This window comes from Micromonospora sp. WMMA1998 (assembly GCF_027497375.1).
In the GTDB taxonomy this organism is placed as follows: Bacteria; Actinomycetota; Actinomycetes; order Mycobacteriales; family Micromonosporaceae; genus Micromonospora; species Micromonospora sediminicola.
In genome coordinates this window covers 4,050,686-4,065,402 of sequence record NZ_CP114911.1, presented here as the reverse complement: position 1 = coordinate 4,065,402, position 14,717 = coordinate 4,050,686, and the positions used below count along the sequence as shown (strand labels likewise).

Genomic DNA, 14,717 nt, shown 5'->3' with positions numbered 1-14,717 from the left:
TCATCACGGCCGCTCTGACCTGGACGTGCCAGGCGTGGGCGGGCTGTCGTTGTCTCCTCGGCCACCGGTCGTCCCGGGTCGCGGGGCGGTCGGGGCCCGGCCGGAGCGCTCGTTGGCGATGAGCTCCTCCAGCCAGCGGACCTCACGCTCACAGGCGTCGAGCCCGTGGCGTTGCAGTTCCAGGGTGTACGCGTCGAGACGCTCGGCTGCCCGGCCGAGCACGTCGCGAAGACCTTCGCGGCGTTCCTCGATCTTTCGACGACGACCTTCCAGGATCCGGAGCCGGGTGGCCTGGTCGGTCCGGGCGAAGAACGCGAAGTGCACCCCGAAGCCCGTGTCGTCGTACGTCTCGGGTCCAGCCTGCGCTATGAGCTGGGCGAAGCGTTCCTTGCCCTCCGCGGTAATGGTGTAGACCACCCGACCGCGTCGGCTGGTCAGCGCGGGAACCTCCTCGGCGGTCGCGGGTGTCTCGGCGGCTTCGGTGATCCATCCCGCCGCCTGCAGCCGGCGCAGGGTCGGGTAGAGCGTGCCGTAGCTGATCGCCGCCCGGATGGCGCCGAGCTTGGCTGTCAACTCCTTGCGCAGCTCGTAGCCGTGCATCGGAGCCTCCTGCAGGAGGCCCAGGATGGCGAATTCGAGCACGGGCCATCCCTTCTTTCCCCCTGCGCGGAGCGCTAACCACCGCGATGTATCGGACCGATACATCGCACGGTAGCGGAGAGGGGTGGGCAGGGCAAACCCCGGGTTACGCGACACCGTCGTCACCGATGGTGACCATGGTCGCCTCGGTTCGACGGAGCGCGTACCCTTTGCCGCATGCGTACGCAGCGCCAGGTCGTCGACTACTCGCTCCAGAAGCGGGCGGTGCTGCGTGAGCTCCTCGCCGGGCGGATCGGCACGTACGACGTCTGCGACGCGTCGCCGTACCTGAAGAACGCCGCCCGCTTCCACGGTGAGCCGACCGACCACCGCTGCCCGATCTGCCGCAGCGAGAACCTGATCCACGTCCACTACATTTACGGTGACGAACTCAAGCAGTCGGCCGGCCAGGCGCGTACCCGGGCCGAGTTGCCCGTCCTGGCCATGACGCTGCGTGAGTTCCAGGTGTTCGTGGTGGAGGTGTGCCCCGGCTGCGACTGGAACCATCTCGTCGAGCAGTTCCTGCTCGGTCGGGACGGTCTCGCGGGCGAGGCGGAGGACGCGGGCGAGTCGGTCGCGGCCAACGGCTCCACCCCTCGGCGAAGGCGAGAGGCGCAACGGTGAACGCGGCTGTCCCGACCGCTGCCGGCCCGGTGACCGGGCGGCACGAGCGACAGCCATTAAGCGTAATTGGTCCGAATAGGTCGGATTTGACGGGCGTACGCCGGCGCGGCCGGCAGGTAACGTCCCGTGTTCCAGCTCACGGCAACCCGGTGGTGGCGCCCCCGCGCCCCACCGCGACCGGCAGGGTGTGAGGAATGAACTACGGCGATCCCAGTTCTTCGCGTGGGCGGGCCCAGATCCCGGGCCCGAACGGCGACCCCGGTTCCGAGCGGAGTCCGCGCGGAAACGGTTGGTCCGGCGCACCGGAGGGCGGCGCCTCGGCGCGCGCCTCGGTGACACCGCGCGGCACCGGCGGCCGGGCCTCGGTCGGTGGCGCCGCGCCGGCGCCGCGGGGCGCCTCGGGCGCGGCCTCGGTGGGCCGGGCCGGCGCGGGCCGGGCCTCGGTGCCGGTCTCGCCGGCTCCCGGCGCGCCCGGGCGCGCGGGCCGGGCGTCCGTGCCGATCTCCCCGGCCGGTCCGGCCGGTCGCGCCTCGGTGGGCGCGGCGAGCGTCGGCGGCGCCGGGCGGGCCAGTGTCGGCGCGGCGCCGGGCGGCCGCGCCGCGGTGGCGCGGGCCGGGGTGCCCGGCTTCAGCGGCGGCGGTCCGGGTGGCCCCGGCGGTCCGGGCGGCCCGACCGGTCCCGGCCAGAGCGGTCGCGGTGGGGACCCGGCTCGGGCGAAGAAGCGGCGTCGGCTCAACATGCTGATCGCTGGCTTCGCCGTGTTCATCATGCTCGCCGGTATCGGAGTGGTCAGCTTCACCTGGTACTCGCAGAAGGTGCTGCTCCCCGAGGACACCATCCCGCCCCTTTCCACCACCATCTACGACAAGTCCGGCACGAAGGAGATCGCCCGAATCGGCGACCAGAACCGGCAGCTCGTCACCATCGACCAGATCCCTGAGCACGTCCAGCACGCGGTCGCGGCCGCCGAGGACCGGAACTTCTACCGCCACTCCGGAGTGGACTACAAGGGCATCACCCGGGCCGCCTGGAACAACCTCACCGGCGGCGACAAGCAGGGCGCCTCGACGATCACCCAGCAGTACGCGCGCAACGCGTTCGACAACCTGAACCAGGACACGTACGGCCGGAAGGTCAAGGAGGCGATCCTCGCCTCAAAGCTGAACGACAAGTACGACAAGCGCGTGATCATGCAGCACTACCTGAACGTCATCTACTTCGGTCGCGGGGCGTACGGCATCCAGGCGGCGGCGCAGACCTACTTCAAGAAGAACGTGAAGGACCTCACCGTGGCCGAGGCCGCGGTGCTGGCCGCGCTGATCAAGCAGCCCGAACCGAGCACCACGCACAAGGGTTACGACCCGGCGATCAACAAGGACGCCGCGCGGGACCGGTGGAACTACGTCGTCAACGGCATGATCACCGAGAAGTGGCTCGACGCGCCGAACATGCCGCAGCACCCCACCGAGTACCCCACCAAGACGCTCCAGCCGCCGTCGAAGAACAGCGCCGGTGGCTTCGGCATCGACACGCCGTACGGCAACGTCGTCAACTACGTCTCGCAGGAACTGCGCGAGATGAACCTCTGCACCGACAACGAGGCCGAGGTGACCGACAAGAAGCCGCTCTGCGCCAAGGCTCTCAGCCGGGGCGGTTACAAGATCACCACGACCATCGACTCGAAGATGCAGGAGGCGGCGCTCAAGGTGGCCCAACGGGCCAAGAAGACCTCCGTGCTCGCCGGACAGCCGTCCAACCTGATGGCGGCCGTGGTGTCGATCGATCCGGCGAACGGACGCGTGCTCGCCTACTACGGCGGTGACAACGGCACCGGCACCGACTATGCCGGCAAGAACGTGGAGAACGGCGTGGTCAGCGGTGGCCACTCACCAGGATCGAGTTTCAAGATCTACACGCTGGCCGCGGCGCTCAAGGCCGGCATCTCGATCAAGTCCCGCTGGAAGGGCTCGGCGTTCACCCCGAAGGACACCAAGTTCAAGGTCAGCAACGCCGGCGCGGACAAGGTCTCCTGCGGTGACTCCTGCACGCTCGAACTGTCCACGCTGAAGTCACTGAACGTGCCGTTCTACTACATCACCGAGAAGATCGGCCCGGACAAGGTCGTCGACATGGCCAAGCAGGCCGGCGTCACCACCATGTGGCGGACCGACACGAACCCGGCCCAGGCTTACGACCTGACCAAGGTGAAGGACACCAAGGAGGTCGCGCCGGACCCATTCTTCAACGTGGTCGGTTACGGCCAGTACCCGATCACCGTGCTCGACCACGCCAACGGCGTCGCCACCTTCGCCAACCAGGGCGTTTACAACAAGGCGCACTTCATCCGGAAGGTGCAGAAGCAGAACCCGGACACGGGCAAGTGGGACACCGTCGGCGGTGAGAAGCTCGATGGGCAGCCGCGGATCGACAAGAACATCGTCGCCGACGTCACGTCCGTGCTGAAGCAGTATCCGGGCCAGGTCAACCGCCGGCTCGACGACGGCCGCCAGGCCGCCGAGAAGACCGGCACCTGGGAGCTCGGCGACGGCAGCACCCGCAATGGTGACGCCTGGATGATCGGTTACACGCCGCAGCTCGCCACCGCCGTCTGGGTCGGCAACGTCAAGGACCGCAAGGCGATCAGGTACAAGGGCGGCGCGGACATCAGCGGCGCCAAGATGCCCGGTGAGATCTTCCAGCGCTTCATGAACGACGCACTCAAGGGCAAGGACAAGGAAGAGTTCCCGCCGGCCGCGAACGTCGGCAAGGACGATGTCGGCAACGGCGAGATGCCCGCGCCGCCGCCCCCGACGGGCGGCGGCCCCGCCTGCGACCCGCTGGGCCTGTTCTGCCCCGACGGCGGCAACCAGGGTGGCAACAACCCGGGTGGCGGCAACCCGGGCGGCGGCGACCAGGGCGGCGGTCTCCCCGGCTTACCGGGCGGCGGCGGTCGGGGTGGCGGCGTGCTGCCGAGCACCCCACCGACCAGACAGACGAACTGACGCGTACCACCTGACGGCGGCGGCCGGACCCCAGCGGTCCGGCCGCCGCCGCCGTTTCGCGGACCGGAATTTCTCCGCGCGCGACGGGACGGCGACCCCCGGCGTACGGCAGGATGCCTCTCCATGAGCACCCAGTCGCCCGCAGGCATCGACGAGCCCGGCGAGTCCGGGGCCGTGCCACGACCCGCAACGGCCGTGGACCACCCGTCCCGATCGGACTGGTTCGTCCGGGGCACGTCCGGTCTGATCGGCGGGCCGCTGGGAGACCACGCCGCCGCGCTGGACCGGCCCGCCGGCCGGGAGGGCCGGTTCTGGACCGCCGCGCGGATCGTGCTGGCGCTGGTCTGCCTGACGCTCGCCCTGCACTGGGTGCAGAAGTCGCCCTGCCAGGACGGCGCCTGGCAGAACAACATTCAGTACACCCGGATGTGCTACACCGACGTGCTGGCGCTCTACTACGCCGAGGGGCTCAACGAGGGCAAGGTGCCCTACGCCGACCACCCGGTGGAATACCCGGTGCTGACCGGCTACTTCATGGGCGCGCTCGGCCTGCCGGTGCACGCCGTCGGCGTCGACAACCCCGGTATCAACCAGGGCCAGTGGTTCTACAACCTGAACGCGCTGGTGCTCGGCGCGCTCGCCGTCGCCACCGTCGCCGTCATCCTCAGCCTGCGTCGCCGACGACCCTGGGACGCGGCGCTGTTCGCGCTCTCCCCGGCCCTGGTGCTCACCGCCACCGTCAACTGGGACCTGCTCGCCGTCGGCTTGGCCGCGTTCGGGCTGCTGGCCTGGGCGCGCACCCGACCCGACCGGTACGGCATGCTGCTGCCCGGGCTGGCCGGCGTGCTGATCGGGCTCGGCGGCGCGGCGAAGATGTGGCCGCTGTTCCTCCTCGGGCCGATTCTCGTCCTCTGCGCACGGGCCGGTCGACTGCTGGCCGGGCTCGTCGCCACCGGCTCCGCACTGATGGCCCTGGTCGCGGTGAACCTGCCGGTGGCCATCCCCTACCGGGAGAACTGGGAACGCTTCTTCGACCTCAACACCACCCGCCCCATCGACTGGGGCACGCTCTGGTACATCGGCCGCTACCTCGACGGCCGGATCAGCCCCTCCGCGCCCGGCGAACTCGGGCCGTTCGAGTGGCTCAACGCCAACATCTCCACCCTCAACTGGGTGTCGTACCTGCTGTTCGGGGCGGCCTGCCTCGGCGTGGCCGCGCTGGCGCTGCTCGCCCCGCGCCGGCCCCGGCTGGCGCAGCTCGCCTTCCTGGTGGTCGCCGCGTTCCTCATCTTCAGCAAGGTCTGGTCGCAGCAGTTCGTGCTCTGGCTGCTGCCGCTCGCGGTGCTCGCCCGGCCCCGCTGGGGCGCGTTCCTGGCCTGGCAGTTCGCCGAGGTCTGCTACTTCGCCGCGTTCTACGGCGAACTGCTCGGCACCGCCACGTCCCGGCCGGTCTTCCCCGAGGGCGTGTTCGTGCTGGCGTCCAGCCTGCGCCTGGTCACCGTGGCGGTGCTCTGCGGCTTCGTGATCCGGGACATCCTGCGGCCCGAGCGCGACGCGGTCCGCCAGACCTACGCCGACGACCCGGACGGCGGGCTGCTCGACGGCGCGCCCGACGCGCCCTGGCACCAACGCTGGCGCTCGGGCGCCGTCGACCGCCCCGTCGAACCCGTCCCCGTCTGAGCGGAGCCGGCCCGGCCCTACAGCCGGTAGACGACCGACCCGGCGACCTGCTCCCGGCTCACCCCGAGCCCCTCGACCGGCCGGTCGAGCATCCCCTCCCACGGGGTGCCGCCGAGCCGCTCGGGGAGCACCACCACGGTCTTCACCCCGACCCGCCGCAGGTAGTCGATGCTGGCGAAGTCGGGGAAGCTGACCGTGGCCTCGCGGATCTGGGTCTGCGAGTTCGGCGTGAAACCACTGCCGCCGTTGACCATCGGCTGGAACCGGTCGGTCGACCAGAGCATCACCGGCTGGTCCAGGTTCTGGCTGCTCGGCAGCACCAGCATCGGGCCGTCGGCGATCCGCATCACCGCCGGCTGCTGCGGCACCACCGGGTGCGGGGTGACGTTCAGCCCCTCCGCCAGCACCAGCAGCAGCGGCACCAGCGTGGCCAGCCGCAGCCACGGGCCGGGCCACGGCGGGACCCGCTCGGCGGCCAGCTCGCGCACCCGCATGCAGAACGCGGTGACCGCGCCGGCCGCGAGCAGACCGAGGAGCAGGGTGGTCCACAGCATCATCCGGCCCGGCGTGCGCAGCCCGTTCCACCCCGGCAGGTAGTCGAAGAGCGGCACGTAGGTGAACCGGCCGCCGAGGAACCGGGTGCCCATGGCCAGCGCCATCGTCACCAGCACCCCGGCGAGCAGGAACAGCCGGTGCCGGACCCGCCAGACCGAGAAGAACAGCCCACCGGCGGCCAGCGCGTAGAGCACGAAGCCGGGCAGCAGCGTCATCTCCGGGCTCCAGGGCAGCACGGCCCGGGCCCCCTCGTGCAGCTCGCCCCAGACCCGGGACTCGGCCGGCGCGGTGAAGAACCCGCTGGCCGGCGGCGAGTAGAGCTGGATCTCGGCGAGCGTGCGCGCCGCGTTGGGGTGCAGCTCGGCGACCTTGAAGAACGGGATCGCCAGCAACCCGCCCACCACCGCGAAAACCAGCCCGCCGAGCAGGTCGGCCAGGAACAGCCGCCGACCGAACGGAGGCTTCGCCCGGCGTCGCCGGACGAACCACAGCACCACCGCGACCAGCACGACACCGGCCAGCAGGTAGGCGAACGGCAACCCGATGCCGAAGCCCAGGCTGAGCTGCCAGGCAGCCACCAGCCAGCCGGCGAACGCCCACCCCGCGTGCCGGCGACGCGGCCGGTAGCCGTACCGCAGCGACCAGCCGTGCCCCCGGGCCAGCATGGCCAGCGCCAGCGGGATGCCGCCGTTGGAGATGATGTGCAGGTGGCCCGCCTGGGCCAGCAGCCACGGCGCGTACGCGAAGCTCGCCCCGGCCACCGCGCCGCCGATCCGGCCCGCGCCCAGCTGCCGCGCCAACGCGTACGCCCCGAACGCGGCGAGCGCGTGCGCCAGCACGAACATGATGTTGTAGCGGAGCACGGCGTGCTCCGGGCCGACCCCGATCAGGCCCGCCGGCGCATAGCCGAGCAGGGTGTCGGAGAACGCGAAGCTCCAGTTCTCCGGGAAGAACGCGTTGGAGTGCCACAGCATCGCCGGGTCGGTGCGCAGGATGTGCCCGGACCAGGCCATCTGCCACGCCTGCAGGCTCGGGTCCCAGTAGTCCTGCGGCAGCGTGTAGCGCGGGTAGCGCAGCGTGGGCCAGGTCATCGCCACGGCCACCGCCAGCGCGGCGACGGCGGCGAGCGTCCACTCGTGCACCAGGAACCGACCCACCGCGCGGGTGGCGCGGCGCACCCGGCCGAGCACCGGCTCGGGCGCCGGCCCGAACGCCGAGAAGGGATCGGCCGGCTTGTCGTCGCGGTCCTCGTCCTCGGCGTCGTCGGTGTCCGAGGCGTGGTCGCCGGTGCCGTCGGCCTTGGTGGTGGCGTGGTCGCCGGTGGCGTCGTCGGTGGCGCTGGCCTGCGTTGCGGCGTCGTCGTCGGTGGCGCCGGTGGCGCCGGCCCGCGATGCGGCGTCGTCGCCGGTTTCGGCCCGGTCACCGGCGGTCGTCCCGCTGCCCTCGTCGCCGGTGGCGCCGCCGCCGGCGACGGTGGCGGTCACGGCCGGGCTCTTCTTCCGGGCCCGGCGCTTCCTGCCGGCCCGCCGCCCGGTGCCGGGTTCGGCGTCGGCCCGCGCCGCGTCGGTGGACGCCGCCGTCCCGCCGGGTCGCGAGCTGGCATTGGGCGGCGTGTCGCCGGTCGCGGCCGGCTTCTCCGCCTTGGTCTCCTCCGGCGCCGGTCGCGAGTCGGCGTCGGACCGGCCGCCGGCGCCGGACTGCTCGGTGGTCATGCCGCGGCGCCCAGCTGGCCGCGCAGGAACGCGATGTCGGCCGCCTGCCCGTCGACGCCGCCGGGCGTCTCCACGATGACCGGCGCGCCGGCGGCCCGGATCACCGCCACCAGCAGCTCCGGGTCGATGGTGCCGCCGGTCAGGTTGTCGTGCCGGTCCTGGCCGGAGTTGAAGGCGCCCTTGGAATTGTTGGCGTGGATCAGGTCGATCCGGCCGGTGATCGCCTTGACCCGGTCGACCAGGCCCAGCAGCTCCTCGCCGCCGGCGTGGGCGTGGCAGGTGTCGAGGCAGAAACCGACCTCGTGGTCGCCGAGCGCGTCCCAGAGGCGGGCCAGTGCGTCCAGGTGCCGGGCGCAGGCGTTGTCCCCGCCGGCGGTGTTCTCGATCAGCACCGGGAGCGGGAAGCCGCCGGAGTCCGCCGCGTACGCGAAGGTCTTGCGCCAGTTGTCGAAGCCGACCGCGGGGTCGTCACCGGCGTTGACGTGGCCGCCGTGCACGATCAGCCCCTTGGCCCCGACGGCCGCCGCGGCGGTGGCGTGGCCGAGGAGCAGCTTGCGGCTCGGGATGCGGATCCGGTTGTTGAGCGTGGCCACGTTGATCACATACGGCGCGTGGACGTAGAGGTCGACGTCGGCGGCGCGGAGGCGTTCGGCGTCCTCCCGCGGCTTCGGGGCCTTCCAGCCCTGCGGGTCGGCGAGGAAGAACTGCACCGCCTCGGCGTCCCGGGCGGCCGCCTCGGCCAGCGGGTCGGTCGGATCGACGTGGGCTCCGATTCGCATGCAGGGCAGCCTACGTCTCGCCTGCGACGCGCGGTACGCACGCGCGCGGGGGTTCCGGCCGGTGGACGCGTCACCACCCGCCCCGGCGGTCGTTGTCCGAGGTGGGATCGATGGTCGACGCTCCGCCGGACGTGGTCCACAGCACGGACGGGTGAGCGGAGACCCCCGGTAACGGGACGCCCCGCCGTGCGGCCCGGCACGACGGGGCGGGATCCGCCGGTACGCCGGCACCACCCGGAGCCAAGTGGACGAATTCCTCCATTTACCCCAAGTGGTGACGAGAGCCGCTGTATGGTCAGACCAGGCGACAACACGATAAAGCTCCGCGGGGCGTCCTCGATCCAACCTCATCGGTGTGGTCGTTCCTCCCCAGGTCCCACCCAAGGAATGCGGACGGGACGCCCCGCGGCCCCGTGGACAGGGGTCCACCGCACGGCGCGCGACGCCGACGGTGGGCCCCTGTCACCGCGTCCGGGCCGTCACCGGGCCACCGCCCCGGTGATGATCGTCCGGACCGGCTATCCTGGTCCGGTTGTCCGCGTCCGGCCGGGTTCCCCCGGCACCGGGCCGGGCAGCGACGCACGACCTCCTGCCACGGAAGGACCGTGGCCGCTTAGCCCACAGGAGGTGAGCACGTCTTGCGTCATTACGAAGTCATGGTGATCCTCGACCCCAGCCTCGAGGAGCGCACCGTCGCCCCGTCGCTCGACACGTACCTGAACGTGATCCGGACCGCGGGTGGCTCGGTGGAGAAGACCGACGTGTGGGGCCGCCGGCGCCTCGCGTACGAGATCAACAAGAAGGCCGAGGGCATCTACGCCGTCATCGACCTCCAGGCGTCGCCGGAGGCCGTGGCCGAGCTGGACCGTCAGCTCCGACTCAACGAGTCGGTGCTGCGCACCAAGGTCATCCGCCCGGAGATGCGCTGAGCATCTAGACCCGGCTCGTCCGGATCACAAGCCTCATCCACGCTGTCGTACGGCTCTGAGAGCCTGTACGGCACAACGATGAGTGCGCGAGGAGATGGTCATGGCAGGAGACACCACCATCACGGTCATCGGCAACCTGACCGATGACCCCGAGTTGCGGTTCACCCCCTCCGGCGCTGCGGTCGCCAAGTTCCGGGTCGCTTCGACGCCCCGGTTCATGGACAAGGCGTCCGGCGAGTGGAAGGACGGCGAGCCGCTGTTCCTCTCGTGCACGGTCTGGCGCCAGGCCGCCGAGAACGTCGCCGAGTCGCTGCAGCGCGGCGCCCGGGTGATCGTGTCCGGCCGGCTTCGTCAGCGGTCGTACGAGACCCGCGAGGGTGAGAAGCGCACCGTCATCGAGTTGGAGGTCGACGAGATCGGCCCGTCCCTGCGCTACGCCACGGCGAAGGTGCAGAAGATGTCCCGCTCGGGTGGCGGTGGCGGCGGCTTCGGTGGTGGTGGCGGCCAGGGTGGCGGCGGAGGCAACTTCGACGACCCCTGGGCCTCGGCTGCCCCGGCCCCCTCCCGCAGTGGTTCGGGCGGCGGAAACTTCGACGAGGAGCCCCCGTTCTGATGGCGCCGAGCGCCCGCGATCGCAAACCAGGAGCACGAGCAATGGCGAAGGCTGCGGCACTGCGCAAGCCGAAGAAGAAGGTGAACCCGCTCGACAAGGACGGGATCACCTACATCGATTACAAGGACACCGCGCTGCTGCGCAAGTTCATCTCCGACCGCGGCAAGATCCGCGCTCGACGGGTGACCGGCGTGACCTCGCAGCAGCAGCGGCAGATCGCCCGTGCGGTCAAGAACGCCCGCGAGATGGCGCTCCTGCCGTACACGGCCACGACCCGCTGAGAGGAGGCACGGACATGAAGATCATCCTGACTCAGGAGGTGTCCGGCCTCGGCTCTCCGGGCGACATCGTCGAGGTCAAGGACGGCTACGGCCGTAACTACCTGCTGCCGCAGGGCTTCGCGATCGCCTGGACCAAGGGTGCCGAGAAGCAGGTCACGGTCATCAAGCGGGCCCGCTCGGCCCGCGAGGTCCGCGACCTCGGCCACGCCAACGAGATCAAGGGCCAGCTCGAGGGCCTGAAGGTCAACCTCAAGGCTCGCGCCGGCGATGGCGGCCGGCTCTTCGGCTCGGTCACCCCGGCCGAGATCGTCGAGGCCGTCAAGGCCGCCGGCGGTCCGACCCTGGACCGTCGCCGGCTGGAGACGCCCGGCCACATCAAGTCGCTCGGCGCCTACCCGGTCAGCATCCGGCTGCACCCCGAGGTGACCGCCAAGTTCGACCTGAACGTGGTCAAGGGCTGACACCACCAGCACGACGCGAGGGCCCGCACCGGACACCGGTGCGGGCCCTTCCGCATCCCACCGCGCCCCGCGCCGAGGTCAACCGATCGGCTGGCCGGTCACCGCGCTGATCACCACCGTGGACAGCCCGCCACCCACCACGGCCGCCGCCAACGCCACCGTCGCCGACCGCCAGGTCGTGCCGACCTGCCGCAACAGCACCGCCACCACGAGGCTGCTCACCATCGCCAGCCCGAACCGCGGCGCCGCCGCCAACAACGACGCGAGCGCATGCGCCCGCGGCGAGTCGCAACCCCCGCCGGTGAGGTCGGTGACACAGCCCGCGGGAGCCTGCCCGTTCAGGAACACCAGACCCAGGAAGAGCAACACCGCCGGCACCAGATAGCAGGCGGCCGTGTAGACCAGCGGCCGCAACGGACCACCCGGGTCCGGGTCCAGCAGGTCGTCCTCGAGCCGCCGGCTCCACGAGCCGGCGCCGATCGTCTCCACCCGCTGCCGCAGCGCCGACCCGCCCGACCGCACCGGCTCCACCGGCCGCCGGCGCGGCGCGGCACGCGGACGCGGAGCGGTGTACGCCACCATCGGTGACCTCGGCGCCGACGGAGGCGTCTCCATCCAGCGCGGATCGTCACCCGCCAGCCGCGTACCCGACCAGAACTCCTCGGCCCGCTCCGGCGACGCCCAGCCCTCCCGGACCGGCGGCGCCGTCCGATCCCAGGGATCGACGCCCGCATAGCGGTCGCCGCCGTCGCGCACCCGCTCGTGATGGCCCGTGTCGGTGAACCGGTCCCACTCGCCCGTGTGCTCGGTGCGGTCCCACCGGCTCTCCGACCGGTCCCACCTGCTCCCGGTGGCCGCCCGACCCCACGCGTGCACACCCGATGCGTCCCACGGATCCACCGCCGGCGGTTCCGCCGGACCCGGCTCCACCGCCCGGCCCCGCTCCCACGGGTCGACCGCGGGCTGCAGCCACGACGGCTCCACCGCCGCCGGCCGAGACCGCGACGGCTCCGCCGCGGGCTGCGGCGACCAGGCCGAATCGCTACCCGCCCGCCGGCTCCGCCGGGTCGGCCGTTCCGCCTCCCACCCACCGGAGTCATCGACCGGACCGGCCTCATCCGCAAGCCCGGACCAGGTCACCTGCGGCTTGCGGCTCGCCGCACGACGGGGACGCGCCCGCGGCGCCACCCCCGACACCGGCCCGTCCTCGACCCCCTCGGCCCGCCGGCTCCCGACATACCCCTGCTCCTGCGGGGCGTCCATCGTCCACTCGGCGGTGTGGTCCGAAACCGGGCCCGCGCCGATCGCCCGCAGCTCACGCCGGCCGCCGTCCCGACGCCGGTCGGCCTCCGGCCGCCGGTCACCGGCGGAGTAGGGCTCGACCTCGTCGTCGTCCGGCGCGGCATGCCGCCCGCCGCCGTCCGCCCGACTGATCCCCGACTCCACCGCCCACCGCGGGAGGTAGGCGTCCACCGGCTCGTCCTGGCCACGCTCGATCGCCCGCCGCCGGCTCTGGGTGCGGGAACGTTCCGACGCGTACGGCTCGACACCGCGCGGACCGGCGGGATCGTCCCAGGAACCGCTCGGCCGGCGCTCGCGCGGGCTGTCCTCCCCGCTTCCCCAGTCCCGGTGTCTCACGGCCGGAGCGTGACCCTTCTCAACCCGAAAGTGCAACCCGCTGTCCAGGTGTAGCCGTTCGCAGCGATAGTACGGGACGATCGGCGGCAAGGCTCGACCCGAAATCTTCCGTCCACAGGGTGGGGATGGGAAAAGCCCAGTTCAGGAGCGATAGGCCCGGAATTCCCCGTCACTTTTCCACACCCCTGTGCACACCCTGCGCACATGTCGCCCCCCGTGCGTCCACAGGTTGTCCCAAGGCTCGTCCACCGGCCCTGTTGGTGGCTGACCTCGGGTTCCGTATCGTGGCCACCGACCGCCGGACGATGACCCCCGATCGACCGGAGGGGTCGGCGGAAGTTGTTGTCGTACCCAGGCGATAGAGCTGGACTCGACCCGACGCAACAAGGGGGGACCCGTGTCGGTCACCGACGAGACACGGGCGGAACGGGCCGGGGGGCCTCCGTCCGAACCACCGCCGCGCGACGCGCCGTTCGAGAAGACGCCGCCCCAGGACGTGGCCGCCGAGCAGTGTGTCCTCGGCGGCATGCTGCTCTCCAAGGACGCCATCGCGGACGTCGTCGAGATCCTCAAGACCAACGACTTCTACCGCCCGGTGCACGCCACCGTTTTCGACGCCATCCTCGACATCTACGGCCGAGGCGAACCCGCCGACCCGATCACGGTGGCGGCGGCGCTCGCCGACTCCGGCGACCTCGCCCGCATCGGCGGCGCGCCCTACCTGCACACGCTGATCGCCAGCGTGCCCACCGCCGCGAACGCCGCCTACTACGCCCGCATCGTGGGCGAGCGGGCCGTGCTCCGCCGCCTGGTCGAGGCCGGCACCCGAATCGTGCAGCTCGGTTACGGCACCGGCCAGGGCGGCAGCCGGGACGTGGACGACGTCGTGGATCTCGCCCAGCAGGCCGTCTACGAGGTCACCGAGAAGCGGGTCAGCGAGGACTTCGCGGTCCTGGCCGACATGCTCCAGCCGACGCTGGACGAGATCGAGGCGGTCGGCGCCCAGGGCGGGGTGATGACCGGCGTGCCGACCGGCTTCACCGACCTGGACCGTCTGCTCAACGGCCTGCACGCCGGTCAATTGATCATTGTGGCAGGCAGGCCTGGTCTCGGAAAAAGTACCGCTTCGATGGACTTTGCCCGAAATGCGGCTATTCGTGCCAACCAGGCGGCGGCCATCTTCTCGCTGGAGATGAGCAAGGTCGAGATCGTCATGCGACTCCTCTCGGCCGAGGCGCGCGTACCGCTGCACGTGCTGCGCAGCGGGCAGCTCTCCGACGACGACTGGACCAAGCTGGCGCGCTGCATGGGCGAGATCAGCGAGGCGCCGCTCTTCGTCGACGACACCCCGAGCATGAACCTGATGGAGATCCGGGCGAAGGCGCGGCGGCTCAAGCAGCGGCACGACCTCAAGCTGATCGTGGTCGACTATCTCCAGCTGATGACCTCACCGAAGCGCACCGAGAGCCGGCAGCAGGAGGTCGCGGACCTGTCCCGTGGCCTGAAGCTGCTGGCCAAGGAGGTCGAGTGCCCGGTGATCGCGGTGAGCCAGCTGAACCGTGGCCCGGAGCAACGTACCGACAAGCGACCACAGCTGTCTGATTTGCGCGAGTCGGGATCTATTGAGCAGGATGCTGACGTTGTGATCCTCTTGCACCGCGATGACTATTATGACAAGGAGTCACCCCGCGCTGGGGAGGCGGACTTCATAATCGCCAAGCACAGAAATGGGCCGACGGACACCGTCACCGTCGCGGCCCAGCTGCACCTGTCGCGGTTCGTGGACATGGCCATCGTCTGACGG

At 71.3% G+C, this 14,717-nt stretch carries 12 protein-coding genes; 8 read left to right on the top strand and 4 right to left on the bottom strand.

Annotated features, from left to right (window positions below; translation table 11 throughout):
* Nucleotides 1-3: 3 nt before the first annotated feature.
* Nucleotides 4-642, bottom strand: coding sequence for a PadR family transcriptional regulator (locus O7600_RS18415; RefSeq protein ID WP_091567752.1), 639 nt, complete (start codon nucleotides 640-642; stop codon nucleotides 4-6).
* A 174-nt stretch (nucleotides 643-816) separates the two neighbouring features.
* On the opposite strand from O7600_RS18415, the gene O7600_RS18410 reads away from it, so the two are divergent.
* From O7600_RS18410 to O7600_RS18400, 3 genes are all read left to right on the top strand, one after another.
* Nucleotides 817-1,263, top strand: a complete 447-nt coding sequence (locus O7600_RS18410; RefSeq protein WP_091567755.1) for a DUF5318 domain-containing protein — start codon at nucleotides 817-819, stop codon at nucleotides 1,261-1,263.
* Nucleotides 1,264-1,457: 194 nt separating this feature from the next.
* Nucleotides 1,458-4,265 (top strand): transglycosylase domain-containing protein, encoded by a 2,808-nt coding sequence (locus tag O7600_RS18405; RefSeq protein WP_281588997.1) that lies wholly within the window; start codon nucleotides 1,458-1,460, stop codon nucleotides 4,263-4,265.
* A 123-nt stretch (nucleotides 4,266-4,388) separates the two neighbouring features.
* A complete protein-coding gene (locus tag O7600_RS18400; protein WP_281588995.1) occupies nucleotides 4,389-5,945 on the top strand; it encodes a glycosyltransferase 87 family protein in 1,557 nt (518 codons plus the stop codon).
* A gap of 17 nt (nucleotides 5,946-5,962) precedes the next feature.
* Here O7600_RS18400 and O7600_RS18395 read toward each other — a convergent pair whose 3' ends face one another.
* Together O7600_RS18395 and O7600_RS18390 are read right to left on the bottom strand one after the other, a co-directional pair.
* The gene (locus O7600_RS18395) at nucleotides 5,963-8,212 is read right to left on the bottom strand and encodes a hypothetical protein (protein WP_281588993.1); all 2,250 of its coding nucleotides are present in this window, start codon (nucleotides 8,210-8,212) and stop codon (nucleotides 5,963-5,965) included.
* Nucleotides 8,209-8,991: a deoxyribonuclease IV gene (locus O7600_RS18390; RefSeq protein ID WP_281588991.1), complete on the bottom strand. Its 783-nt coding sequence runs from the start codon at nucleotides 8,989-8,991 to the stop codon at nucleotides 8,209-8,211. The genes O7600_RS18395 and O7600_RS18390 overlap by 4 nt, the downstream gene beginning before the upstream one ends.
* A 638-nt stretch (nucleotides 8,992-9,629) precedes the next feature.
* Between O7600_RS18390 and rpsF the strand changes: the two genes are divergently transcribed.
* The 4 genes from rpsF to rplI all read left to right on the top strand — a co-directional run bounded on the left by rpsF (nucleotide 9,630) and on the right by rplI (nucleotide 11,275).
* Nucleotides 9,630-9,920, top strand: coding sequence for a 30S ribosomal protein S6 (gene rpsF, locus O7600_RS18385; protein WP_046563719.1), 291 nt, complete (start codon nucleotides 9,630-9,632; stop codon nucleotides 9,918-9,920).
* An 82-nt stretch (nucleotides 9,921-10,002) separates the two neighbouring features.
* The gene (locus tag O7600_RS18380; protein WP_281588989.1) at nucleotides 10,003-10,533 is read left to right on the top strand and encodes a single-stranded DNA-binding protein; all 531 of its coding nucleotides are present in this window, start codon (nucleotides 10,003-10,005) and stop codon (nucleotides 10,531-10,533) included.
* Between the two features lie 41 nt (nucleotides 10,534-10,574).
* Nucleotides 10,575-10,814, top strand: coding sequence for a 30S ribosomal protein S18 (gene rpsR, locus O7600_RS18375; protein WP_013289355.1), 240 nt, complete (start codon nucleotides 10,575-10,577; stop codon nucleotides 10,812-10,814).
* A gap of 14 nt (nucleotides 10,815-10,828) precedes the next feature.
* Nucleotides 10,829-11,275: a 50S ribosomal protein L9 gene (gene rplI / locus O7600_RS18370; RefSeq protein WP_091567774.1), complete on the top strand. Its 447-nt coding sequence runs from the start codon at nucleotides 10,829-10,831 to the stop codon at nucleotides 11,273-11,275.
* A 78-nt stretch (nucleotides 11,276-11,353) separates the two neighbouring features.
* Here the strand turns inward: rplI and O7600_RS18365 are convergent, their stop codons facing one another.
* Nucleotides 11,354-12,913: a hypothetical protein gene (locus tag O7600_RS18365; protein WP_281588986.1), complete on the bottom strand. Its 1,560-nt coding sequence runs from the start codon at nucleotides 12,911-12,913 to the stop codon at nucleotides 11,354-11,356.
* Between the two features lie 397 nt (nucleotides 12,914-13,310).
* Between O7600_RS18365 and dnaB the strand changes: the two genes are divergently transcribed.
* On the top strand, nucleotides 13,311-14,714 hold the full coding sequence (dnaB, locus tag O7600_RS18360; RefSeq protein ID WP_281588984.1) for a replicative DNA helicase: 1,404 nt from the start codon (nucleotides 13,311-13,313) through the stop codon (nucleotides 14,712-14,714).
* Nucleotides 14,715-14,717 lie beyond the last annotated feature (3 nt).

Coding starts and splice junctions, on each gene's coding strand:
- rplI (WP_091567774.1), top strand. CDS start 10,829: ATGAAGATCATCCTGACTCAGGAGGTGTCCGGCCTCGGCTCTCCGGGC.
- O7600_RS18410 (WP_091567755.1), top strand. CDS start 817: ATGCGTACGCAGCGCCAGGTCGTCGACTACTCGCTCCAGAAGCGGGCG.
- O7600_RS18390 (WP_281588991.1), bottom strand. CDS start 8,991: ATGCGAATCGGAGCCCACGTCGATCCGACCGACCCGCTGGCCGAGGCG.
- O7600_RS18400 (WP_281588995.1), top strand. CDS start 4,389: ATGAGCACCCAGTCGCCCGCAGGCATCGACGAGCCCGGCGAGTCCGGG.
- O7600_RS18405 (WP_281588997.1), top strand. CDS start 1,458: ATGAACTACGGCGATCCCAGTTCTTCGCGTGGGCGGGCCCAGATCCCG.
- rpsR (WP_013289355.1), top strand. CDS start 10,575: ATGGCGAAGGCTGCGGCACTGCGCAAGCCGAAGAAGAAGGTGAACCCG.
- O7600_RS18395 (WP_281588993.1), bottom strand. CDS start 8,212: ATGACCACCGAGCAGTCCGGCGCCGGCGGCCGGTCCGACGCCGACTCG.